Below are 23,187 nucleotides of genomic sequence, written 5' to 3' on the forward strand. Positions count from 1 at the left end.
AGCAGGCTCACGCCGCGGCAAGCGACGCGAAGGTCTTGCCCTCATCGGCGAGCTTCTTCAGAAGCGGCGCGGGCTCCAGCGACGGATCGCCGGTTTCCTTTGCATAGTAAGAAAGCCGTTCGGCCACCTTCTTCAGGCCGACGCTGTCGGCGTAGAACATCGGGCCGCCGCGATAGATCGGCCAGCCGTAGCCGTAGAGCCAGACCACGTCGATGTCGCTCGGGCGCGCCGCGATCTTCTCTTCGAGGATTCGCGCGCCCTCGTTCACCATCGGGTAGACCATGCGCTCGAGGATCTCCTCGTCGCTGACCGCGCGCGGCTTCTTGCCCATCTTCGCCAGCGTCTTGGCGATCAAATCCTCCACCTCCGGATCGGGGATCGGCGCGCGACCGCCTTCATACTTGTAATAGCCCTTGCCGGTCTTCAGGCCGAAGCGACCGGCTTCGCAAAGCGCATCCGGAATTTCCGCCTTGACGCCGCGGTCCTTGCGCGAACGCCAGCCGATGTCGAGACCGGCCATGTCGCTCATGGTGAACGGTCCCATCGGGATGCCGAACCTGGTGACCACCGCATCGATCTGCTGCGGCAGCGCGCCTTCATACAACAGCTTGTCGGACTGCTTGCCGCGCGCCGCCAGCATGCGGTTGCCGACGAAGCCGTCGCAGTTGCCGACCACGGCCGGAACCTTGGCGATGCGCTTTGCGATCGCAACAGCTGTCGCCAGCACGTCCGGCGCGGTCTTGGCGCCACGCACGATCTCGCACAGCTTCATGACATTGGCCGGGCTGAAGAAGTGCATGCCAAGCACGTCCTGCGGCCGCTTGGTGCTGGAGGCGATCTCGTCGATATTGAGATAGGACGTGTTCGACGCGAGCACCGCGCCGGGCTTGGCGATCGCGTCGAGCTTGGCGAAAACCTCTTTCTTGATCGCCATGGTCTCGAACACCGCCTCGATGATGAGGTCGGCATCCTTGGCGTGTTCAAGGCCGACCTTGCCTGTGATCATGCCCATCCGCCGGGTGACGTCTTCCGGCTTCAGCCCGCCGCGCGCGGCGGTGGCATCGTAATTCTTCTTCATCACGCCGAGCCCGCGATTGAGCTGCTCCTCGCCCATCTCGATGATGGTGACCGGGATGCCGGCGTTGGCGAACGACATGGAGATACCGCCGCCCATGGTGCCCGCGCCGACGACGGCGACGCGCTCGATCTTGCGCGGCTTGGTCTCGGCGGAGACGCCCGCGACCTTCGCGGCCTCGCGCTCGGCGAAGAAGGCGTAGCGCTGCGCCTTCGACTGCTCGCCGTTCATCAGCTCGAGGAACTTCTTGCGCTCGAATGCGAGCCCCTCATCGAACGTGCCCTCAAGCGTCTGGCCCACGCATTCCGCGCAGGCGAGCGGCGCGATCAGGCCGCGATTGCGCTTGTTGGCGGCGGCTGCCGCGTCGGTGAAGATGGACCGATCGGCCTTCGCCGCGGCAAGCTTCGAATCATCGTCGCGCACACGCTTCAGCGCCCGCTTCTCGGCGATCACCTTGCGGGCGAACGCTTCTCCGGCCTTCGCCGGGTCGCCCTCGAACAGTTCATCGACCAATCCGACCTTCAAGCCTTCGTCGCCGTTGATCGGATCGCCGGACACGATCATCTGTACGGCCTTGGCCGGACCGACCACGCGCGGCAGACGCTGGGTGCCGCCCGCGCCGGGCAGCAGACCGAGCTTCACCTCGGGAAGGCCGAGCTTGGTGTCCTTGGTGGCGATGCGGAAATGGCAGCACAGCGCGGTCTCAAGTCCGCCGCCGAGCGCGTTGCCATGGATCGCGGCGACGATCGGACGGGGGAAGTTCTCGAGCTGGTCAAGAATTTCGTGCAGGCCCGGCGGCTGCGGCGGCTTGCCGAACTCGCGGATGTCGGCGCCAGAGATGAAACTGCGACCCGCACAGGCAAGAACCACCGCCTTCACGCCTGCGTCACCCGCAGCCTTCGCGAGCTCCTCATTGAGGCCCACCCGGACCGAGTGGCTCAAGGCGTTCACCGGCGGATTGTCGATGGTGAGAACGAGAACCCCGTCACGATTTTCGGCTTTTACGGTTGCACTCACGGCGCCTCTCCCGGACTGTTTCGCATCGCGAAATTGAATTTCACATCTTGACATCGTGGGGTAAGTTGACGAGCGTCGATTGTCAACGATCTCAAGTAACGACCACAAGTTCGGTAGCGGGATGAAGCGCGTAAAGAAGAAGGCCGCGACGGATCGCAAATTCGTCGTCGCACTCTCCAGAGGTCTCGACGTGCTTCGCGCATTCCATCCTCGTGATGGCCTCCTGGGCAATCAGGAGATTGCAGCCCGCACCAAGCTTCCGAAGCCTACCGTGTCGCGGCTGACTTATACACTCACGAAAATGGGTTACCTCGCCCAGGTCTCCCGGTTCGACAAATATCAGCTTGCACCGCCCGCCATGGCGATCGGCTATGCTGCACTTGCTAACCTCGGCATTCGCGGCATTGCCGAAGGTCACATGCGCAAGCTCGCCGAGGCGACCGGCGGCGACGTCGCCGTCGGTGCGCGCGACCGTCTCAGCATGATGTACTTCGCGCAATGCCGTGGCGCCTCGTCGTGGAGCGCAGGCCTCGACACCGGCTCGCGCATTCCCATTTCGACGACCGCCATGGGGCGCGCCTATCTCTATACACTGCCGGAAAACGAGCGCGCGGAACTGCTGGACAGGATCAAGAGCCGCGCCGCGGAGAAGTGGCCTACTATTTATGCAGGCATTCAGCGCGCCGGCGAAACAATGGCCAGGTACGGCTTCACGATTTCCGCCGGCGAATGGCTCGATGATGTGCACGGCGTCGGCGTTGCCCTTCGCATGAACGACGGAACCGGCCCTTATGCCTTCAATTGCGGCGCTCCATCGTTCCGCTTCAACGAAGAGAAGTTGATCAATGAGGTTGGACCGCGCCTCGTGGCGATGGTAAGGGACATAGAAGCCGTACTAAACGGTGCAATCACGCCTTCCAAGAACAATGAAAACAAAAGGCTGAGCATGCGAGGGAGAGCGACACGTGAAACAGAGGGACTCCGCTAGCACACGAGCGCGGAAAATCAGGCGGGGTGTCTCGCAGCTTGACGGAATTCACCGCGCATGAGGGCTGCTTCCGTGCAGGGCCAGCCCCTGCTCGCCGTTCGCGACGTCAGCGTCGTCTTCGGTGGCATCGTCGCCTTGAATAATGTTTCATTCGATCTGCGCCAGGGCAACATTCTCGGTCTGATCGGACCGAACGGCGCCGGCAAGACGACGCTTTTCAATTGCCTCAGCCGGCTTTACCAACCGAGCAAGGGCGACATCCTGGTTGACGGCGCGAGCATCCTCAGCCGGCCTGCCCACAAGATCTGCGATGTCGGAATCGGCCGCACCTTCCAGAACGTGGCGCTGTTTCCGAACCTGTCTGTCGCCGACAACATCCGCGTCGGCGCCCATTCGCACACCAAAAGCGACATCGTCAGCGATGCACTGCATCTGCCATGGACGCGCAGGCAGGAGCATACGCTGAACGAGCGCGTGGACGAGATCATCGCCTATCTCGACCTGCAGGCTGTGCAGGATCAACTCGTCTCGGGCCTGCCATTCGGCACGCAGAAGCGCGTCGAACTCGCCCGGGCGCTCGCGGCGGAGCCGAAGATCCTGCTGCTGGACGAACCGGCCGGCGGGCTCAACCACGAAGAGGTTCATGTACTCGGCGACCTGATCCGGCGGATCCGCGACGATCGCAAGATCACCGTGCTCCTGGTCGAGCACCACATGGGCCTCGTGATGTCGATCGCCGACCATGTGGTTGCGCTGAACTTCGGCAGCAAGCTGGCCGAAGGCACCCCGGCACAGGTGCAGTCCAATCCCGACGTCATCAAAGCCTATCTCGGGAGCAAGGACCAATGACCGCATCGCTCAATGTCCGCGACCTTCGCGCCTATTACGGGCAGGTTCAGGCCCTGCACGGCCTCAACTTCTCGCTCGAGGAAGGCAGCGTCACGACGCTGCTCGGCGCCAACGGCGCAGGAAAGACGACAACCCTGCGGGCGATCTGCAACATGGTCCGGACCACCGGCACCATCGAGTTCGACGGCAAGCCGATCACCCACATGTCGACCGAGCACATCGTCAAGCTCGGCATCGCCCAGGTTCCGCAGGGCCGCGGCACCTTCACGCGCATGAATGTGGAAGAGAACCTGCAGCTCGGCGCCATCACCCGCGGCGACAAGGCCGGCATCGCCTCCGACATCGAGCGGATGTACGCCCTGTTCCCGGTTCTGAAGCAGCGGCGCACCCAACAGGCGGGCCTGCTTTCCGGCGGCGAGCAACAGATGCTGGCGGTGGCGCGCGCACTGATGCTGCGGCCGCGCGTCTTGCTGCTCGACGAACCGTCCTTCGGCCTTGCCCCGCTCGTGGTGCGGGACGTGTTCAAGGTGCTGGAGCAGATCAACCGCGACGACAAGGTGACGATCCTCGTCGTCGAACAGAACGCCCAGCTCGCACTCGAGCTTGCGGACCAGGCCTACGTCATCGAGACCGGCGAGATCGTGCAGTCCGGTCCGGCGGCGGAGATCGCCAGCAACGAAGACATCCGCAAATCCTATCTCGGCTACTGAGGGCCAAAGACCATGGAGCTTTTCACCAACCAGGTCCTGTCAGGCATAGCCACGGGCGCGATCTACGCCTGCATGGCGCTCGCCGTGGTCATGATCTACGAGGCGATCGATCACCTGAACTTCGCGCAAGGCGAAATGGCGATGTTCTCCACGTTCGCCGCGTGGCAGTTCATGCAGTGGGGCATTCCCTACTGGGGCGCGTTCGTGCTTTCGGTCGTCCTGTCGTTCGCCGCCGGCATTGCCATCGAGCGCGCGCTGTTCCGCCCGCTCGGGCACGCCTCGGTCCTCGTGCAGATCGCGGGCTTCATCGCCTTGTTCGCGATCATCAACAGCGTTGCCGGACTGATCTGGGACTTCACCATTAAGCCGTTCCCGACGCCATTCGGCTCGACGCCGCTGCTCGGCGGGGTGATCTCGTCGCATCAGGCCGGAATGATCGCGGTCACGATATTGCTGCTCGGATTTCTCTATGTCTTCTTCAGCTTCACCCGCGTCGGCCTTGCGATGCGGGCAGCGGCGACGATGCCCGAATCGGCCAAGCTCGTCGGCGTCAATGTCGGCTGGATGATCGCGCTCGGCTGGGGCCTTGCGGCGGCGATCGGCGCCATCGCCGGCATCATGATCGCGCCCGTGATCTTCCTCGAGCCGAACATGATGGGCGGCGTGCTGCTGTACGGCTTTGTCGGCGCCGTTCTCGGCGGCTTGAGCAGCCCGGCGGGCGCAGTGGCCGGCGGCTTCATCGTCGGCGTGCTGGAGAACCTGGCCGGCACCTATATCCCCGGCGTCGGCAACGAGCTGAAGCTGCCGATCGCGCTGGCGATGATCATTGCCGTCCTCGTCTTCAAACCCAACGGCCTGTTCGGCCGCGTCCAGGTTCAGCGAGTTTGACATGAGCACCGCACAGGATACCTCTGCCGACATCGCCGGAACGCGCCCTGCCGCCGGAAAGTCGATTCTGACGGTGCCGCTCGTCGCCAGCCTCGCCACGCTGGGACTGCTGATCGTCGTTCCGCTGTTCCTGAAGAATTTCGTGGTGTTCCAGCTCACCATGATCGTCATCTACGCGATCGCGATCCTGTCGCTGAACATCCTCACCGGGGCGAGCGGCCAGGTCTCGCTCGGGCACAGCGCGTTCTTTGCTGTCGGCGCCTACGCCACCGGCATCATGATGGAGCACGCCAACGTCCCGTATCTGCTGGCAATCCCGATCGCCGGGGTGATCTGCTTCGTCATCGGCTTCCTGTTCGGCTTCCCGGCACTGCGCCTGAAGGGCGTCTATCTGGCGCTTGCCACCTTCGCGCTGGCGGTCGCGGCACCGCCGCTGTTCAAGCTCGGGACGTTCGAGCATTGGACCGGCGGCGTTCAGGGCCTGCTCGTCACCAAGCCCGAACCGCCGTTCGGCCTGGACATCAGCCAGGACCGGTACGTCTATTATCTGTCGCTCACCATCGCGCTGATCATCTACCTGCTGTCGGTCAATCTCCTGAATTCCCGCTCCGGCCGGGCGCTGATGGCGATCCGGGACAACGAAATCGCCGCCTCGTCGATGGGCGTCGATCTTGCCCTCTACAAGACGCTGGCGTTCGGGATCAGCGCCGGCTTCACCGGGATTGCAGGCGCGCTCGGTGCCATCACCGTCGCCTACGTGGCGCCGGACGCCTACACCTTCAACTTCGCCATCGCCCTGTTTCTCGGCATGGTGATCGGCGGCGTAGGCTGGCTGCCAGGATCGCTCGCCGGTGCGGCGTTTATCGTGTTCGTGCCGAACATTGCCGAGGGCATTTCGAAAGGGCTGTCCTATGCCGTGTTCGGCGTATTTATCTTTGCTGTAATCTTCCTGTTGCCGAATGGCGCGCGGCAACTCGCTTACTATCTGTATGCTCAAATCAAGAAGCTAGTGTCCCGGTTCTAACGTTCGCATCACTTGCGGCAACCTCGTCTGCGAACGTTAGAACCAACAGGGACACTAGCAATTTTATTAAGCTAGTGCGCTTTATGGATTTGACGTTCGTACTGAGGACTCGCGGCAAATGCTGGTACGAACGTCAAATCCAGCGCACTATCCAAGTAACGCCAATCCGAAGCAGCTTAAGGAGAGGAACTGAATGAGTATCAAGGTTCGTTCGCGTCTTGCGGCCCTGTCGGCAGCGACGCTCGCCGTAACGATGATGAGCGGCGCAGCCTTTGCGCAGAAGAAGTACGACACCGGGGCGACCGACACCGAGATCAAGATCGGCAACATCATGCCCTACAGTGGGCCCGCGTCGGCCTACGGCGTGATCGGCAAGACGATCGATGCGTACTTCAAGAAGATCAACGCCGAGGGCGGCATCAACGGTCGCAAGATCAGTTTCATTTCCTATGACGATGGCTACAGTCCGCCGAAGGCGGTCGAGCAGGTGCGCAAGCTGGTGGAAAGCGACGAGGTCCTGCTCGTGTTCGACCCGCTCGGAACGCCGAGCAACACCGCGATCCAGAAGTACCTGAACCAGAAGAAGGTGCCGCAGCTGTTCGTCGCCACCGGCGCGACCAAGTGGAACGACCCGAAGAGTTTCCCGTGGACGATGGGCTGGCAGCCCAACTACCAGACCGAAGGTCAGATCTACGCCAAGTACGTCCTGAAGGAGAAGCCGAACGCCAAGATCGCGGTGCTCTATCAGAACGACGACTACGGCAAGGACTATCTGAAGGGTTTCAAGGACGGTCTCGGCGCCAAGGCCGCCAGCATGATCGTCGCCGAAAGCAGCTACGAAGTCTCCGAACCGACCATCGACTCCCATATCGTCAAGCTGAAGTCGTCGGGCGCCGACGTGTTCTTCAACATCGCCACGCCGAAATTCGCGGCGCAGGCGATCAAGAAGGCGGCCGAGATCGACTGGAAGCCGATGCAGTTCCTGAACAACGTCTCGGCCTCGATCGGCAGCGTGATCAAGCCCGCAGGCTTCGAGAATGCGCAAGGCATCATCTCCGCAGCCTACCTGAAGGACGCGACCGATCAGCAGTGGAAGAACGATGCAGGCATGAAGCGCTTCGACGAATTTCTGGCGAAGTACTTTCCCGAGGGAAATCGCATCGACCTGAATGTCATCTTCGGTTACAGCGTCAGCCAGACGATGGTACAGGTGCTCAAGCAGGCCGGAGACAACCTGACCCGCGCCAACGTGATGAAGGAAGCGGCGAGCCTGAAGGACCTGGAGCTGGACCTGCTGCTGCCGGGCATCAAGATCAACACCGGCCCGACCGACTTCGCCCCGATCTCGTCGGTGCAGTTGATGCGGTTCAAGGGCGATACCTGGGAGCGCTTCGGCGACGTCCTGAGCGCCGACGCGACCAACTGACCGCCACTCGACTTTCGAGCTGTTGAAGTGGACACCCCCGCAGGCCGCCTGCGGGGGTGCTTTCGTTTCCAGGTGGCATCACGGTCCTGTTTGCAAGCGCACGGCTATACCTTGGGTCCGCCGATTGCGCTAAGCTTGCCGGGCGACCGACGGCACCGGCCGGCTGCCTGACCAGCCCGCCGAGACTGCATTCATCTTGCCGGCGCACGATATCGCAGAGGCGATTTTACAAGACCTCTCGTTTTCCAAGACCTTTCGGCGCCGTGTGTGTGGCGCCTCGTCCTTGCAATGGTCCGTTGCCGTTGAGCGCGCGGCAGCCTGCTTTTTCCTTGTCGCGCTCGAACAACAAGAAACTGGAGAAGCCAATCGCCTGAACCAACAGAGGAGCAACGTGATGACACTCAACCTTCGCTTCCATCTTGCAGCGTTGGCGGCGACTGCCCTTGCCGTCACCGCGACGGGAGGCACCGCCCTAGCCCAAAAACAATACGACACCGGTGCGAGCGACACCGAGATCAGAATCGGCAACGTCAATCCCTACAGCGGACCGGCATCGTCCTACGGCGTGATCGGCAAGACGATCGACGCCTACTTCAGGAAGATCAACGCGGAAGGCGGCATCAATGGCCGCAAGATCACGTTCATCAGCTATGACGACGGCTACAGCCCACCGAAGACGGTGGAGCAGGTGCGCAAGCTCGTCGAAAGCGACGAGGTGCTGTTCGTCTTCCAGCCGCTTGGAACGCCCGGCAACACCGCCATCCACCGCTACATGAATCAGAAGAAGGTGCCGCAGCTGTTCGTCGCCACCGGTGCGACCAAGTGGAACGATTCTCAGAACTTTCCCTGGACCATGGGCTGGCAGCCCAACTACCAGACCGAGGGACAGATCTATGCGCAGTACGTCATGAAGGAGAAGCCGACTGCCAAGATCGCGGTGCTCTATCAGAACGACGATTACGGCAAGGACTACCTGAAGGGCCTGAAGGACGGCCTCGGCGCCAAGGCCGCCAGCATGATCGTCGCCGAAAGCAGCTACGAGGTGTCCGAGCCGACAGTCGATTCGCACATCGTCAAGCTCAGGTCCTCGGGCGCCGATGTCTTCTTCAACATCGCCACACCGAAGTTCGCGGCACAGGCGATCAAGAAGATGGCCGAGATCGACTGGCGGCCGCTGCACATTCTGAACAACGTGTCCGCCTCGATCGGGAGCGTGATCAAGCCAGCCGGCTTCGACAACGCGCAAGGGATCATCTCTGCGATCTACGCCAAGGACGTGACCGATCCGGAGTGGAAGAATGACCCGGGCATCAAGAAATTCGACGAGTTCCTCACCAAATACTATCCGGAAGGAAACCGCATCGATGCCTTCGTGATGTACGGCTACAACGTGTCGCAAACCATGGAGCGGGTGCTGCATCAGGTGGGCGACAACCTGACGCGCGCGAACATCATGAAGGAGGCCGCCAACCTGAAGAACGTCGAGCTCGACGGCCTGCTGCCAGGCATCCGCCTGAACACCAGCCCGACCAACTTCGCGCCCATCAGCCAGGTGCAGCTCGTGCGCCTGAAAGGCGAGACGTGGGAGCGGTTCGGCCCGATCCTCGGCGCGCAAATGACCAACTGATCGAGCACAGGCTCGGTTTCGAGCCGTGAAATCGACACCCCCGCAAGGCCCCTTGCGGGGGTGTCTTCATTCCGCTCTATGGTCGATCGGACAAACGTTGATGTGACCTTAAAGATGATCGACCGCCGCCCCCTCCTTCGCACGATCTTCGACGCCGCCGTGGCGCGCGCGCACCCCGACCGCGTGCTGGCACAGCATCTGCCGCAACCTCCGGAGGGCCGCATTCTCTGCCTCGCCGCCGGCAAGGGCGCGGCGGCGATGGCGGCGGCGGCGGAGCACCACTACCTCGACACACTCGGGCTGTCGCCGGAGCGTCTCCTCGGCCTGGCGACGACCCGACACGGCCATGGCCGCCCGACGCGGCGGATCGAAGTGATCGAGGCGGGACATCCGGTGCCCGATCAGGCGAGCCAACAGGCCGCCGAACGCACGCTGCAACTGGCGGGAACCGCTGCGGCAGACGACCTCGTGCTCGTGCTGCTCTCCGGAGGCGGCTCGGCCAATTGGATCGCCCCGGCCAACGGCGTCACGCTGGCGCAGAAGCAGGAGCTGAACCGCGCGCTGCTGCGGTCGGGCGCCTCGATCGGCGCGATCAACACGGTCCGCAAGCACCTGTCGCGCATCAAGGGCGGCCGGCTGGCGCGAGCAGCGCAGCCCGCGCCGGTGGTGACACTCGCGATCTCCGACGTCCCGGACGACGATCCGGCCGTGATCGCCTCCGGCCCGACTGTGGCCGATCCGACCACGCTGCTGGACGCCCGCGCCGTGCTGGAGCGTTTTGCGATCGTTCCCGACGCCGCCATCCAGCGCGCGCTCATGGATCCGGCAAACGAAAGCTGCAAGGCCGATGATCCCGTGTTCGCGAATGCGCGGTTCACGATGATCGCGCGCCCGCGCGACTCCCTCGATGCCGCCATCGCAGCCGCGACTGCTTCGGGTTTCGAGGTCATGGATCTAGGCGAGCTCGAGGGTGAGGCACGCGAGGTCGCGGCCGCCCATGCACAATTGGCGCGCAAGGCGCACGACGCCGGCCGAAAGCTCGCGATTCTGTCCGGAGGCGAGTTGACCGTGACGGTGCGCGGCCGAGGCCGCGGCGGTCCCAACCAGGAATACGTGCTGGCGCTCACCTCGGCATTGCGTGATCTGGATGGGATCGCGGCGCTTGCTGCCGATACCGACGGCGCCGATGGCGGCGGCGGGTCGCCCGGCGATCCGGCCGGCGCATTCTTCGATGCGACAACGCTGCAGAAGATGCAGAGCGCTGACCTCGATCCGGACGCGTATCTTGCGGAGAACGATGCCACGACATTCTTCGAGCGGACGGACGACCTTGTGACCACGGGACCGACGCTCACCAATGTCAACGACATCCGGGTGCTATTGGTGGATCCGAAGTAGCGCGTCGTCCGGATCCCGCTTTCGCGGGCAGGACGGCATTGGAGTTGTTCAGGCTCGTTGTGCCGCCTTCTCCGTCGCCGCGATTTGGTTTAGCAGTAGGCCAACGCCGCGGAGAACGGCGCATCAAGCGGAGGACACGTTCTGCGCACGCAAGTCGCCATTATCGGCGCCGGCCCGGCGGGCCTGTTGCTCGGGCAGCTGCTGCATGCAAGCGGCATCGATTCGATCATCGTCGAGCGCAAGGACCGCGCCTATGTGCTGGCGCGCATCCGCGCCGGCGTGCTTGAGCAGGGCACCGTTGACCTCCTCGATTCGGTGGGGGTTGCCGCGCGCCTGCATCGTGAAAGCCTGATTCATGACGGACTCGAGATCGCCTTCGGCGGCGTGCGGCACAGGATCGATCTGAAGGCTGCCACCGGCAAGACTGTCACGGTCTACGGCCAGACGGAGGTGACCCGCGACCTGGTGGACGCGCGCGACGCGCTCGGCCTCGCGTCGATCTTCGAGGCGGAGGACGTCAGCCTGCACGACCTCCAGACCGACAGGCCAAAAGTCCGATTCAAGCGGCACGGCGTCGGCCAGGAGATCGACTGCGACTTCATCGCCGGCTGCGACGGCTTTCATGGCGTCAGCCGCGCCAGCGTGCCGGCCACAGCGATCAGCATCTTCGAACGCGAATATCCGTTCGGCTGGCTGGGTATCCTCGCCGACACGCCGCCGGTTTCGGATGAGCTGATCTACACCAACCATCCGCGCGGCTTCGCGCTGTGCTCGATGCGATCGCCGACACGCAGCCGCTACTACCTGCAGTGCACGCTCGACGATCATGTCGAGAACTGGCCAGACGAGAGATTCTGGGAGGAGCTGAAACGAAGGCTCGAGGACGAAGCAGCCGCGCGACTCGTCACCGGACCATCAATCGAGAAGAGCATCGCGCCATTGCGCTCGTTCGTCGCCGAGCCGATGCGGTTTGGCCGGCTGTTCCTCGCCGGCGACGCCGCGCATATCGTGCCGCCGACCGGCGCGAAGGGCCTCAATCTCGCGGCCAGCGACGTGCATTACCTCAATGAGGCTTTGCGTGAGTTCTATGCCGACAAGTCCGCAGCCGCGCTCGAGAGCTATTCGCAGCGCGCGCTGTCGCGGATTTGGAGAGCCGAGCGCTTTTCCTGGTGGATGACCTCCGTGCTGCACCGATTCCCCGGCACGGATGCATTCTCGCAGAGGATCCAGGATGCGGAGCTCGACTATCTCATCAGTTCGCGCGCGGCTGTGACCGCGCTCGCCGAGAACTACGTCGGCCTGCCATATTGAGGCCGTCGCGCTCGCGCATTCAGCTAGTTTAGACACATTCTAAACGTTTTCCGGCCGACCCGGCGCGCGTTCCCGAAACTTAGATATCTTCAAAAACCAGTTGCCGGAAATGGGTGTACTGATGCGACGGCACCCCTTTCCGGGTGCCGTTTCCGGCCAGCCATTTATCAAGGAAGCGGCTTGCATGCGGCAGAGCAAATGTAACATTATAACGTTGTCCACCCTCATTGCCGCGACAGCTTCAGAGACCGCAATGGCCAACGTTCCCAACGCGCTGCTGCCACAGGACCTCTCCCCCTGGGGCATGTTCATGAACGCCGACATTGTCGTGAAAGCGGTGATGATCGGGCTGGCCTTCGCCTCGCTGGTGACGTGGACGGTCTGGCTGGCAAAGACCATCGAGCTCGCGCGCGTGACCGCGAAGGCGAAGAAGCGTATCCGGATGCTGGAGAACGGGCCCGGCCTGATGGCGGCGGCACGCGCCTGCGGCAGCGACAAGGACGCGGTGGCGCAGATCATCTGCTCGGCCGAACGCGAGGCGAGCCTCTCCGGCGACGACTTTAGCGACGGCTTTCGCGAGCGCACCGAGTTGCGGATCGAGCGCGTACAGCATGCGATGACGCGGCGGATCGCCCGCGGCACGGGCATCCTCGCCACCATCGGCTCGACGGCACCGTTCGTCGGCCTGTTCGGCACGGTATGGGGCATCATGAATTCCTTCATCGGCATCTCCGAATCCAAGACCACCAGCCTTGCGGTGGTTGCACCTGGCATTGCAGAGGCGCTGCTCGCGACTGCGCTCGGCCTCGTCGCTGCAATTCCCGCGGTGGTGATCTACAACCACCTCGCACGCTCGACCTCCGGCTATCGCGCACTGCTCGGTGATGCCGCGGCGCAGGTCATGCTGATGATCAGCCGCGACCAGGACCGACGCACGATGCGGCTCTCCCGCGCGGCGGAGTAAGCCGATGGGCGCGAAGCTCGGATCGAACCTCGCCGAGGACGACCTCGTCGAGCAGCACGAGATCAACGTGACGCCGTTCATCGACGTCATGCTGGTGCTTCTGATCATCTTCATGGTGGCGGCACCGCTTGCGACCGTCGATATCGGTGTCGACCTTCCGGCGAGCTCCGCGCAGATGCAGCCCCGCCCCGACAAGCCGGTGTTCGTGACGGTAAAGACCGATCTCAGCGTTGCCGTGGGTGAAAACACGACATCGAAAGACGGCCTTGCAAGCGCGCTCGATGCTGCGACCAACAATCACAAGGACGAGCGAATCTTCCTGCGCGCCGACAAGGCCGTGAGCTACGGCGACCTGATGGAGATCATGAACGCGCTGCGCGACTCTGGTTACTTGAAGATCGCGCTGGTCGGCCTGGAAACACCTCCCGCCGCCCCATGAGTGCACTGGCGCTCCATCATCATCCCGATGAGCGGGAGTTTCGCCGCTATGGCGCGGCAGCCGTCGCCGTCGTGCTGGCGGCCGCGGCGCTGATCGCGGCGGCACTGTTCTGGTACGAGCGCACCGAGCCGGAAGGGGTCAGCATCCCCGCGATCCTTGTCGACCTTGCGCCGGCGCCGGCTGCGCAGCAGATCCAGACACAGGACATCGCTCCGGGGCCGGAAATGCAGGAGGCCGAGGCGCCGCCGCCCGAGCCGCCGAAAGAGGAAAAGATCGAGGAACAGCTGCCGCCGACGCCAGAGCAACCAGAACCCGTGGTGGCCGCGCCGCCGAAGGTCGAGCCAAAGCCTGAGCCGGAGCCGGTCAAGCCGCAACCGGTGCGCAAGGAGGTCAAGAAGCCGACCAAGAAGCCGCCCGCGCCTCGCACCACAGCGGCCCCGAAGGCTGACAGGGTTGCGCCGGACTCGCCGGCGCCGGCATCGGGAGCGAGCGCCGCGGCAGCGGCGGCGTCCTACCGCTCGATCCTCGCGTCGCATCTGCAGCGCTACAAGCAGTATCCGAGCGGCGCCCGCGCCAATAATGAACAGGGGACGAGCGCGCTGACCTTCACCGTCACCCGCAACGGGCGGGTCACCAGCAGCCGGCTGGCGCGATCGTCCGGCCACGCCTCACTCGATCAGGAAACACTGGCGCTGATCCGGCGCGCGCAGCCGCTGCCGGCGTTCCCCTCGGACATGCGCGAAGCGTCAGTGACGTTTACGGTGCCGTTCAGCTTCACGATGCGCTGAACGGCAACCGCCTGATCGTTTCCGCGACCTCAGAAAATTCCCGGCACCAGCATGGCCACGCGCGCCTTGTACTGCCGGTATTGCTCGCCAAAGGTCGCGACCAGGTCGCGTTCCTCGAGTGCAATGCCGACAAAGATGTAGGCGGTCGTCACCGCAGCGAACAAAAGATGCCCTGCCGTCATCATCGGCGTCGCCCAGAAAGCGATGATGAAGCCGAGATAGATCGGGTGGCGGATGACCCGGTAGAGGCCGGGGGTCTTGAAATGCGCCTCCGGTACCGCGCGGCCGATGAAATTCAGCACGACCTGCTTCAGGCCGAACAGCTCGAAGTGGCTGATCAGGAAGGTGCTGTAGAGCACGATGAGCCAGCCAAGCGCGGACAGACATCGCACTGCAAGCGCGACCGCAGGGTTTTCGATCTGCCATACCACCGTCGGTATCGGTTGCCAGAAGGTGAAGAGCGCAATCAGCACGAGGCTGGAGCAAAGCACATAAGTGCTGCGCTCGATCACCGGCGATACGAGCTGGGTAAGCACACGCTTGAACCCTCGGCGCGCCATGCCGCTGTGCTGAACGGCAAACAGGCTCATGAGCGCAAGATTGACCACCAGCGCGTAAAGCGGCGGCACGGCCTCTCCCGAATTCACGGTCTTCGGCACGATGAGCCCCGTGATGAAGCCGATCGCATAGAGGAACGTGCCGAAGAAGATCGCGTAGACGACCGTGCCATAGACAAGCCCGAGGGTCCTTGAAGCCAGGCCGGTGGCGGAACGGGTGTCCGACTGCATGCGACTTGTAGTGGTCATGACAGCAATCCTCCTGTGGTGAAGTTGCTCCTTACGAAGACAGCGCGAACTGCGGCGCGCAGGCGGGCGCCTTCGCCGCACGTGCGGCGCGCTCGTCCGCATCGGCGATATGGTCGGCGATGTCGGGGATGAGTTCGGCAGCATGGGTCACCGCCAGCATGTGGCCGGCAGACGGCACGTGGATCTCCCGCGCGTTGGCGATCGTCGACGCCAGACGCGCTGCCATGCGCTGCGTCACGAGGGGTGACCGACCTCCTGAGAACAGGAGAGCCGGAGCGATGAACCGACGGGCGGCCTCCCGGACGCCGGCCTCGGCGAACGCTGCGGTGAAATCGAAGGCAAGCTTGTCAGCGCAGCGCTCCAACCGCAGCCGGGCCTGTGGCGACAGGCCCGCGCTTGCCTGCCTTCCGTTCCAGAAGGTCAGAAAATGGTCGAGCGCAGCCGTCGTGTCTCCGCCCCAGAGCGTTTTGCAAATGCGGTTCGCAAGCGTCGCGAACTGCTCGTAGAGATGCCGATCCTGGGCCTCTTCGATCAGGATGTCGGGCAGGATCGGCTCTATCAGCGTGAGACTGCGAACGCGCGTGGCGAACCGCGATGCCGTGGCGATCCTGAAGGCGATCGCGCCGCCATAGGAATGACCAACGAGATGAACGGCTCCCGGCAGCGAGGCGAGCTGGCTGCCGAGGAATTCGACTTCGCTGGCCAGCGTTGCCGGAGCGTGCACGGCCAATGTTCCGGCGCCGTAGCCGGAGATATCCGGCGCAAGGACCCGGTGCCGGTGACCGAGTGCGGCAATCAGGGGCGCCCACTGCCGCCCTGAACCCAGCGAACCATGCAAGGCGACGATGCAGCTCGGCTCGTCTCTGGTCGACGTATGGAAACTGGCCGAATAATTCATGGGCATTCCCCCTTCTGTCTAGGATGGGTGGCGCCAGAGGCCGTGAACGATCTCCGCCTGCGCAAACCGTTCGATCTCGCAGCGTGCGATGCCGATCTGCGACAGCGTCCGATCGTCGAGCGCCTGCAGCACACCGACCAGGTGAAGGATGCGGCGCTTCGCTACGGGCCGCGTCTCCGGCTGCGTATGCTGCGACAGGTGCCGGATACCTTTCACCATCCGAATGGATGATGCCGTGAGCGCGCTTGCCATATCTTTTTCCCGTCTCAGCGATCGGACTGTGCGCTACCTCACAGGCGTGCAGGGCAGCGATCGTCTACTCGCAAGAATAGGGCTCAGCAGGCGCCGAAAAGTTCAGCACATCGATTGACAGAACCGCCGCGAAGTTTGACCGGTCGTCCGATTTCGCCTTATCTCTTGCTCAATCGTCCGGATGGACTGCTCGCGCGTCTGTGGCATCTCACTCGGGAGATTTGACGTTATGGGTGCGGACGCACTGTCGGACGTGTTGCGCGCGGTCCGGTTGACCGGAGCAGTATTCTTCAATCTCGACGTGAAGGCGCCATGGGTCGCCGAAACGCCCACGGCCGCGGAGTGCGTGCCGTACGTAATGCCCGACGCGGGCTTTCTGATCGAATACCACGTCATTACGCGTGGCAGCTGCTGGGCCGGATTGACCGACGACACGCCAGTTCGGCTCGAAACCGGCGACATCATCGTCTTCCCGCAGGGCGATGCGCACGTGCTCTCCAGCAAGCCGGGCATGCGCTTCAAACCCGACATGGCCAATTTCGAGGGTGCGGACAGGACCCAGCTGCCGTTCCTGCTCCAGTTCGGCGGCGACGGCCCCGACGAAGTCGGCGTCGTCTGCGGCTTTCTCGGCTGCGATGCGCGACCGTTCAATCCGCTTCTGACCGCGCTGCCACGCTTCCTGCATCTGCCTGCGGCGTCGCCGCATCGTTCCAGCTGGCTCAATCACATCGTCCAGGCGGCAATCGAGGAATCGGTCAACAAGCGCTCCGGCGGCGAGAGCGTACTCGGACGCTTAAGCGAACTGATGTTTATCGAGGTCGTGCGCAGTTACATCCAGACGCTGTCGACCAGCGAAACCGGCTGGCTGGCCGGCCTCGCCGACAAGCACGTCGCCGCGGCACTGAACGCGATGCACGGCAAGCCGTCGCAGGGATGGACGCTGGAAGAGCTGGCCAAACTCGCCGGGCTCTCGCGCTCCGCCTTCGCCGAGCGCTTCACGCATGTGCTGGGCCAACCGCCGATCCAATACCTCGCCGAATGGCGGATGCAGCTTGCCACCGGGTTGCTTACCAACACCAAGGACAGCATCGCGCAGATCGCCGCCCAGGTCGGTTACGAATCCGAAGCCGCCTTCAGCCGCGCTTTCAAGAAGCTGATCGGATCACCACCGGCGGAGTGGCGGCGCGCGCATGCGTCGCGAAAGGCGCCCTGACCGGGGCCGCACGAGGATGAAGGCCGTTCAGCGGTTCGCCCGCTCGAACTGGCGCAGCAGGCGATTGCCGCGTTCGACCGCGGCGTCCATCGCCTGCTGTGCGGACTTCCGGCCAGCGAAGGCGTGCTCCATCTCTTCCTCGATCGCATCGCGAATAAGCACGAAGGAGCCCAGCCGCAGACCTCTGGAATTCTCGGTCGGCATCGTCAGAATCATCTGCTGGACGGAAATTGCGGCGCCCGGGTTGCGATCATAGAAGCCGCGGTCACGGCTCAGCTCGTAGGCATCCTTGGTGATCGGCAGATAGCCGGTCGCCTCATGCCAGGCCGACTGTACCTCGGCTTTCGACAGGAAGGCGAAGAACTGCGCGACACCTTTGTATTCCAGCTTTGGCCGATCGCGCAAAACCCACAAGGTCGCGCCACCGATAATCGTGTTGCGCGGCGCGCCCTGCACGTCTGGCCAGTATGGCAACGCGCCAAACCCGACCGCGAACTTCGCATTCTTCAAAATGTCCGCCCGCGTTGCCGACGAGCCGAGGAAGATTCCGCACTCGCCCTTTTGAAAGCGAGGCTCCGCCGAAGTCGCGCGGCCGCCGTAATCGTACACTTTGGTCTTCTGCCATTCCGCGAGCTGGGTGATATGCCGCACCACCAGCGGATTGTTGATCGTCAACGCCGCATCGAGCCCGCCGAAACCGTTGAACTTGGTCGCGATGGGCACGTCGTGCAGCGCCGAGAGATTCTCGATATTGACCCATGACGGCCAATGCGTGGTGAAGCCGCACGGCACGCCCGACGCGCGCAGCCGCTGCGCCGCTGCGCCAAGCTCCGGCCAGGTCTTGGGCGCTGCGTCGGGATCAAGGCCGGCTTTGCGAAACAGCTCCTTGTTGTAGTAGAGAATCGGCGTCGATGCGTTGAATGGAAACGACAGCATGTTGCCGACGAGATCGGTGTAGTAGCCACTGATCGCCGGCAGGTAGGTCGTCGGTCGAAACGATTCCGCTTCGTCGCGCATCAACTCGTAAACCGGATAGATCGCCCCTTTCGCCGCCATCATCGTCGCGGTGGCAATCTCGTTGACCTGAACGATTGCCGGCTGCGAGCGCGAGCGAAACGCAAAGATCGCCGCGCCGACGGTTTCCGCGTAGCTGCCCTTATGGACCGGTACGATGCGATAGTTCGTCTGCGAGGCATTGAAGTCGGCCGCAAGCCTGTCGACCTGCCGGCCGAGCTCGCCGGACATGGCATGCCACCAGACAATGTCAGTCGCCGCGCGAAGCGGCTGCAGCGACAACAGCAGGGACGCGGCAACAATGGCAGCACGAAAACCGGCCTTCAACATCTATCCACCCCACGAGCCTTCTGGCCAAAAAAGAAGCAACTATTTGAAATCACAATCAAATTGTATTGAGCCCGATGCCGCAGCGCAGTCCGACCCAGCGCAGCCAAACACGGCCGAACGCCAACCGCGGTGACGTCCCGATAGCAAAAACCCCGGCCTTTGGCTAAAATTGCACCGCAGCAGCGGCTTAAAGCGCGTGTCGCCCAAGTCTGTGTCCCGTCACCTTTTTTTCGAACCCCAGGCCCGCTGGTCGCGACATCGTCACAAAGAGGATACCCTTGCCACCGGCCAGACCGATCTTTGCCCTGTGGCTTGCAGCGGCTGGCTCTCCGGATACCCAGTGAGCACGCATTGACAGTCGTCGATCAAAACGGACCGACACCGCCGGACGCCAGCGTGAACCTCACGAGCCGGTCCGGGCTGGTCAATCTGGTGCGCGCGATCCCGATTCGCTGGCGCATCCTGTCGATTGCGGCCTTGAACTCCGCCGTGGTCCTGGTGCTCGCCGCAATGATCTGGACCGGTTCCAGGGGGCTCGACAGCGCCTGGGACGAGGTTCGCCAGGTTCGGGAATCCGACAAGATCCTTGCGGTGATGGAGAGCGAGACCTCCAGGCTGCAGAACCTGATCCATCGCTACATCAACCAGCCAAGCCCGGAGCTTTTCGCCGAGATCCTGCTGTTGCGAGAGGCCGTGCTCGGCACCCTGACCACACGCGCGGCCACCGACCCGATGCTGTCCGGATCGGTGAAGGAGCTCGAGCAGGTGATCGAGAAATTCCTCGACGGCTTCGGCGAAGTGCGCGCCGTCCAGGCGACGATCGCCAAGACCTACGAAGAGCAGGTGCTGACGCCCGCACGCGAGATGGCGGGCCTGTACGCCATCGTCGACGGCGCCACGGGAAAGCGCGACGCCCTGATCGTGCCTCCGCTCGGCAAGTCGCGTGAAGCCTTCACCTCGATGCTGGTCGCAGCGAATGCCTACTATCTCTCGCTGGCATCCGCATCCGCCGAGGAGGCCAAACGCGCGACCGATACGATCGAAAAGACCATCCCGGTGATGCTCGATCTCGCGGAGAATGACCTGCAGCGGCTCGCCCTGCAGCGGCTCGGCCAGCGCGCCGCGGCGCTGCGCGAAGGGCTGAGCGAACTGGCGGAGCACTTCGCTGCGCGGACCAACCTGCTGCAGACGGAAATTGACGCCAATCAGGCGGCGACCATCGCAGCGATCGACGGCCTGTCGGTGAAGATGCGGCAACGCGAGCAGGCGGCACAGACGCGGTTCGATCGTACGCTACGCAGCATTTCAACCCGCGTCGGAACCGTGTCGCTGATCTTCATCTTCATCATCATCGTTGCCGGCGTCATCATCGCGCTTTCGATCCGCCTGCCACTGCAGCAGATCATGACGGGCATGCGCGCGATCACCACGGGCAACCTCGACCGGCGCGTGCTCGGCACCGGCGCCAGGGACGAGGTCGGCGCCATGGCGCGGGCGGTCGAGATCTTCCGCGAGAACGCGATCGCCAAACAGACGGCCGAGAACGAGCTGCGCGCCTCCAAGGAGCGGGCCGAGAACGCCCTCGCCGAACTGCGCGCGACGCAGCAGAACCTGATCGACGCGGAGCGGCTCGCAGCGCTCGGCGGGCTGGTCGCCGGCGTCGCGCACGAGGTCAACAATCCCGTCGGTATCAGCCTGACCGTGGCTTCGAGCTTCGAGCGCCGCGCCGCCGCGTTCGAAGCCGACCTGCTGGCGAAGGCGCCGCTGCGCCGCTCGCAACTCGAGGAGTTCGTGCGATCCTCGAAGGACGCCTCGCAGCAACTGGTCTCCAATCTGCAGCGCGCGGCCGAGCTGATCCAATCGTTCAAACAGGTCGCCGTCGATCGCTCGCACGCGGAACGCCGCGAGTTCGACCTGCTGGAGGCGACCGAGCAGATCATCGCCAGCTTGCGGCCGGTGCTGAAGAAGTCGCCGGTCACGTTGCAGTTGAACGTTCCGGAAGGGTTGATCGTCAACAGCTATCCGGGCTCCTATGGACAGGTCCTGACCAACCTCTTCCTGAACGCGATCAACCATGCGTTTGCCGACGGCCGCCCCGGCACGATCAAGTTAGAGGCGAAAGCGCGCGGACCTGACGATATCGAGGTCGTGTTCGCCGACGACGGCGCGGGCATGACGCCGGAGGTGCAGCGGCAGGCGTTCAATCCGTTCTTTACGACGCGCCGCAGCGAGGGCGGCACGGGCCTCGGCCTGCATATCGTCTACAATCTCGTCACCCAGCAGCTCGGCGGGCGCATGATGCTTGATTCCCGGCCGGGACAAGGGACGACGTTTCGCATTATCATCCCACGGGCCGCGCGCCACAGCGTTGCGGACCGCCCTGCAGTGTCAACCCCCGGAAGCGAGCAATGGCCGATCAGGACGATGTCCTCCACTTAATCGAAGATGACGCCCGGCCACACCCTCCGCCAAGCACCCGCAAGTGGAAGGTCGCGGTGATCGACGATGACGCGGCAGTGCATGAGGGCACACGCTTTGCGCTCAGCGACTATGTGCTGAACGGCCAGACGCTCGAAATCCTCTCTGCCTATTCGGGTGCCGAAGGCGAGAAGCTGATGCGCGACAACCCCGACGTTGCCGCCGTGCTGCTCGACGTGATCATGGAGACCGATGCGGCGGGCCTGCAGCTTGTCGAGTACATCCGCAATCAGCTGAAGAACGAGACCGTTCGCATCATCCTGCGCACCGGACAGCCCGGCCAGGCGCCCGAACGTCGCGTGATCGTCGATTACGACATCAACGACTACAAGGCGAAGACCGAGCTCACCGCCGACAAGCTGTTCACGTCGCTCACGGCCGCACTGCGGAGCTACCAGCAGCTCGAGCGCATGGTGCAGACCCGACGGGGGCTTGAGATCATCATCGACGCGGCGTCCACGCTCTACGACTTCAAGTCGATGCAGCGGCTGGCCGAGGGCGTGCTGACGCAGATCGCGTCGCTGCTGAACGTCGATTGTGCAGGAATCCTGGTGCTGCGCGATGGCAAGGATGTCGACGACGAGTTCTCCGTGCTCGCCGGTTCGGGTTGCTATCGCCGCTACATTGCCGCGAACAGCGGCGCCCAACCGCTTGATCCGGAAGTCCGGCAGTTGGTGAAATCGGCCTTCGAGAAGCGCATGCACGAGTTCGTCGAGAATCGTTCCGTGCTTTATGTTCGCACGGGCAGCGGCCGTGAAGTCGTCGTGCTTCTGGAGGCGGCGAAAGACCTGTCCGACACCGATCGGGCGCTGGTGGAGATCTTCTCCAGCCGCCTGTCGGTCGCATTCGACAACGTCATTCTGTACGAGCAATTGCAGCAGGCGAACACCCAACTGGAAGACCGCGTCGCGCAGCGGACCCGCGCCCTGATGTCGGCCAATCGGCGACTGTCCGCGCAGTGGCTGCGGTTGCAGCGCGCCAACGCCTTCAAGAACGAGGTGCTCGGAACGGTTGCACACGACCTGAAAAACCCGTTGGGCGTCATCCTCGGCCGGACCGAGATGCTGAAGGAACTGATCAGCAGTGCGATGGCCTCGAAGGACAGCAGCATCTCCCAGGTCGACCACATCCGCGACGCCACCAAGCGGTTGACCTTGATGGTCGACCATCTGATCTCAGATGCGATGGCGGATGCATTCGACATCACGATCCGCCGAGAGCCCGTCGATATCGCCGCGCTGGTGCTGGAGATCGTCGAGGCGAACCGGCCGTCCGCGGCCAACAAGCAGCAGACCATCAACGTGTCGGCGCCGCCGGAGCGCATGACCATGTGCGATGGCGACAGGATGCGCGAGGCGATCGACAACCTCCTCAGCAATGCGATTAAATACAGCCCGATCGGCGGCAAGATCGGACTAACTGTCGCATATGAGGGCGACAATGCACTGATCCACGTCGCTGACCAGGGGCCCGGGCTGTCGCCGGAGGATCAGAGCCGTCTTTTTGGCCGGTTTCAGCGGCTGTCCGCCAAGCCGACCGGCGGCGAAAGCTCCACGGGACTTGGTCTGTCGATTGTGAAACGGATTGTTGATATGCATGGCGGCAAGGTCACGGCCAGTAGTGCCGGACCAGGCGAAGGCTCAACCTTCACCATTTCGCTGCCGGCATCCGCGGAGTGAACACCCAAGGAAG

General features: G+C 63.4%; 20 protein-coding genes. 15 read left to right on the top strand and 5 right to left on the bottom strand.

What is annotated here, in order from left to right:
- Positions 1 to 7 precede the first annotated feature (7 nt).
- A complete protein-coding gene (locus RCO31_RS05065; RefSeq protein WP_308967151.1) occupies positions 8 to 2,092 on the bottom strand; it encodes a 3-hydroxyacyl-CoA dehydrogenase NAD-binding domain-containing protein in 2,085 nt (694 codons plus the stop codon).
- 121 nt (positions 2,093 to 2,213) lie between these two features.
- Here RCO31_RS05065 and RCO31_RS05070 point away from each other — a divergent pair, with 121 nt between their 5' ends.
- The 12 genes from RCO31_RS05070 to RCO31_RS05125 all read left to right on the top strand — a co-directional run bounded on the left by RCO31_RS05070 (position 2,214) and on the right by RCO31_RS05125 (position 14,504).
- Positions 2,214 to 3,080 (top strand): IclR family transcriptional regulator, encoded by an 867-nt coding sequence (locus RCO31_RS05070; RefSeq protein ID WP_308967152.1) that lies wholly within the window; start codon positions 2,214 to 2,216, stop codon positions 3,078 to 3,080.
- Between the two features lie 57 nt (positions 3,081 to 3,137).
- On the top strand, positions 3,138 to 3,929 hold the full coding sequence (locus tag RCO31_RS05075) for an ABC transporter ATP-binding protein (protein WP_308967153.1): 792 nt from the start codon (positions 3,138 to 3,140) through the stop codon (positions 3,927 to 3,929).
- Positions 3,926 to 4,639: an ABC transporter ATP-binding protein gene (locus RCO31_RS05080; RefSeq protein ID WP_308967154.1), complete on the top strand. Its 714-nt coding sequence runs from the start codon at positions 3,926 to 3,928 to the stop codon at positions 4,637 to 4,639. The genes RCO31_RS05075 and RCO31_RS05080 overlap by 4 nt, the downstream gene beginning before the upstream one ends.
- A 12-nt stretch (positions 4,640 to 4,651) precedes the next feature.
- Positions 4,652 to 5,527, top strand: coding sequence for a branched-chain amino acid ABC transporter permease (locus RCO31_RS05085; RefSeq protein WP_308967155.1), 876 nt, complete (start codon positions 4,652 to 4,654; stop codon positions 5,525 to 5,527).
- Between the two features lies 1 nt (position 5,528).
- Positions 5,529 to 6,551 carry a branched-chain amino acid ABC transporter permease gene (locus tag RCO31_RS05090; RefSeq protein WP_308967156.1) on the top strand — a complete coding sequence of 341 codons (1,023 nt, stop codon included), beginning with the start codon at positions 5,529 to 5,531 and terminating at the stop codon, positions 6,549 to 6,551.
- Positions 6,552 to 6,744: 193 nt separating this feature from the next.
- Positions 6,745 to 7,977: an ABC transporter substrate-binding protein gene (locus tag RCO31_RS05095; protein WP_308967157.1), complete on the top strand. Its 1,233-nt coding sequence runs from the start codon at positions 6,745 to 6,747 to the stop codon at positions 7,975 to 7,977.
- A 394-nt stretch (positions 7,978 to 8,371) separates the two neighbouring features.
- The gene (locus RCO31_RS05100) at positions 8,372 to 9,604 is read left to right on the top strand and encodes an ABC transporter substrate-binding protein (RefSeq protein ID WP_308967158.1); all 1,233 of its coding nucleotides are present in this window, start codon (positions 8,372 to 8,374) and stop codon (positions 9,602 to 9,604) included.
- A 114-nt stretch (positions 9,605 to 9,718) separates the two neighbouring features.
- Entirely contained in the window at positions 9,719 to 11,002 is a 1,284-nt protein-coding gene (locus tag RCO31_RS05105) for a glycerate kinase (protein ID WP_308967159.1), read from the top strand.
- 141 nt (positions 11,003 to 11,143) lie between these two features.
- On the top strand, positions 11,144 to 12,313 hold the full coding sequence (gene pobA, locus RCO31_RS05110; protein WP_308967398.1) for a 4-hydroxybenzoate 3-monooxygenase: 1,170 nt from the start codon (positions 11,144 to 11,146) through the stop codon (positions 12,311 to 12,313).
- Between the two features lie 184 nt (positions 12,314 to 12,497).
- Complete coding sequence (gene exbB, locus RCO31_RS05115; RefSeq protein WP_374991424.1) at positions 12,498 to 13,277, top strand: tonB-system energizer ExbB; 780 nt, start codon at positions 12,498 to 12,500, stop codon at positions 13,275 to 13,277.
- Between the two features lie 4 nt (positions 13,278 to 13,281).
- On the top strand, positions 13,282 to 13,716 hold the full coding sequence (gene exbD / locus RCO31_RS05120) for a TonB system transport protein ExbD (protein WP_308967161.1): 435 nt from the start codon (positions 13,282 to 13,284) through the stop codon (positions 13,714 to 13,716).
- Positions 13,713 to 14,504 (top strand): energy transducer TonB, encoded by a 792-nt coding sequence (locus tag RCO31_RS05125; RefSeq protein WP_308967162.1) that lies wholly within the window; start codon positions 13,713 to 13,715, stop codon positions 14,502 to 14,504. The genes exbD and RCO31_RS05125 overlap by 4 nt, the downstream gene beginning before the upstream one ends.
- Before the next feature lie 29 nt (positions 14,505 to 14,533).
- On the opposite strand, the gene mddA is transcribed toward RCO31_RS05125, so the two are convergent.
- From mddA to RCO31_RS05140, 3 genes are read right to left on the bottom strand one after another with little or no spacing between them, the layout of a single operon-like run.
- Positions 14,534 to 15,310: a methanethiol S-methyltransferase gene (gene mddA / locus RCO31_RS05130; protein ID WP_374991425.1), complete on the bottom strand. Its 777-nt coding sequence runs from the start codon at positions 15,308 to 15,310 to the stop codon at positions 14,534 to 14,536.
- Between the two features lie 31 nt (positions 15,311 to 15,341).
- A complete protein-coding gene (locus RCO31_RS05135) occupies positions 15,342 to 16,208 on the bottom strand; it encodes an alpha/beta hydrolase (protein ID WP_308967163.1) in 867 nt (288 codons plus the stop codon).
- Positions 16,209 to 16,226: 18 nt separating this feature from the next.
- The gene (locus RCO31_RS05140; RefSeq protein WP_308967164.1) at positions 16,227 to 16,460 is read right to left on the bottom strand and encodes a hypothetical protein; all 234 of its coding nucleotides are present in this window, start codon (positions 16,458 to 16,460) and stop codon (positions 16,227 to 16,229) included.
- Positions 16,461 to 16,689: 229 nt separating this feature from the next.
- Between RCO31_RS05140 and RCO31_RS05145 the strand changes: the two genes are divergently transcribed.
- Positions 16,690 to 17,673, top strand: coding sequence for an AraC family transcriptional regulator (locus RCO31_RS05145; protein WP_308967165.1), 984 nt, complete (start codon positions 16,690 to 16,692; stop codon positions 17,671 to 17,673).
- A 27-nt stretch (positions 17,674 to 17,700) separates the two neighbouring features.
- Here RCO31_RS05145 and ugpB read toward each other — a convergent pair whose 3' ends face one another.
- Entirely contained in the window at positions 17,701 to 19,017 is a 1,317-nt protein-coding gene (gene ugpB, locus RCO31_RS05150) for a sn-glycerol-3-phosphate ABC transporter substrate-binding protein UgpB (RefSeq protein WP_308967166.1), read from the bottom strand.
- A gap of 396 nt (positions 19,018 to 19,413) precedes the next feature.
- On the opposite strand from ugpB, the gene RCO31_RS05155 reads away from it, so the two are divergent.
- On the top strand, positions 19,414 to 21,456 hold the full coding sequence (locus tag RCO31_RS05155) for a sensor histidine kinase (protein WP_374991431.1): 2,043 nt from the start codon (positions 19,414 to 19,416) through the stop codon (positions 21,454 to 21,456).
- On the top strand, positions 21,426 to 23,174 hold the full coding sequence (locus tag RCO31_RS05160) for a DUF3369 domain-containing protein (RefSeq protein ID WP_308967167.1): 1,749 nt from the start codon (positions 21,426 to 21,428) through the stop codon (positions 23,172 to 23,174). Before RCO31_RS05155 ends, RCO31_RS05160 begins: the two co-directional genes overlap by 31 nt.
- Positions 23,175 to 23,187: the final 13 nt, after the last annotated feature.

Origin of the sequence: Bradyrhizobium sp. LHD-71 (assembly GCF_031157255.1) — a bacterium.
GTDB lineage: Bacteria > Pseudomonadota > Alphaproteobacteria > Rhizobiales > Xanthobacteraceae > P52-10.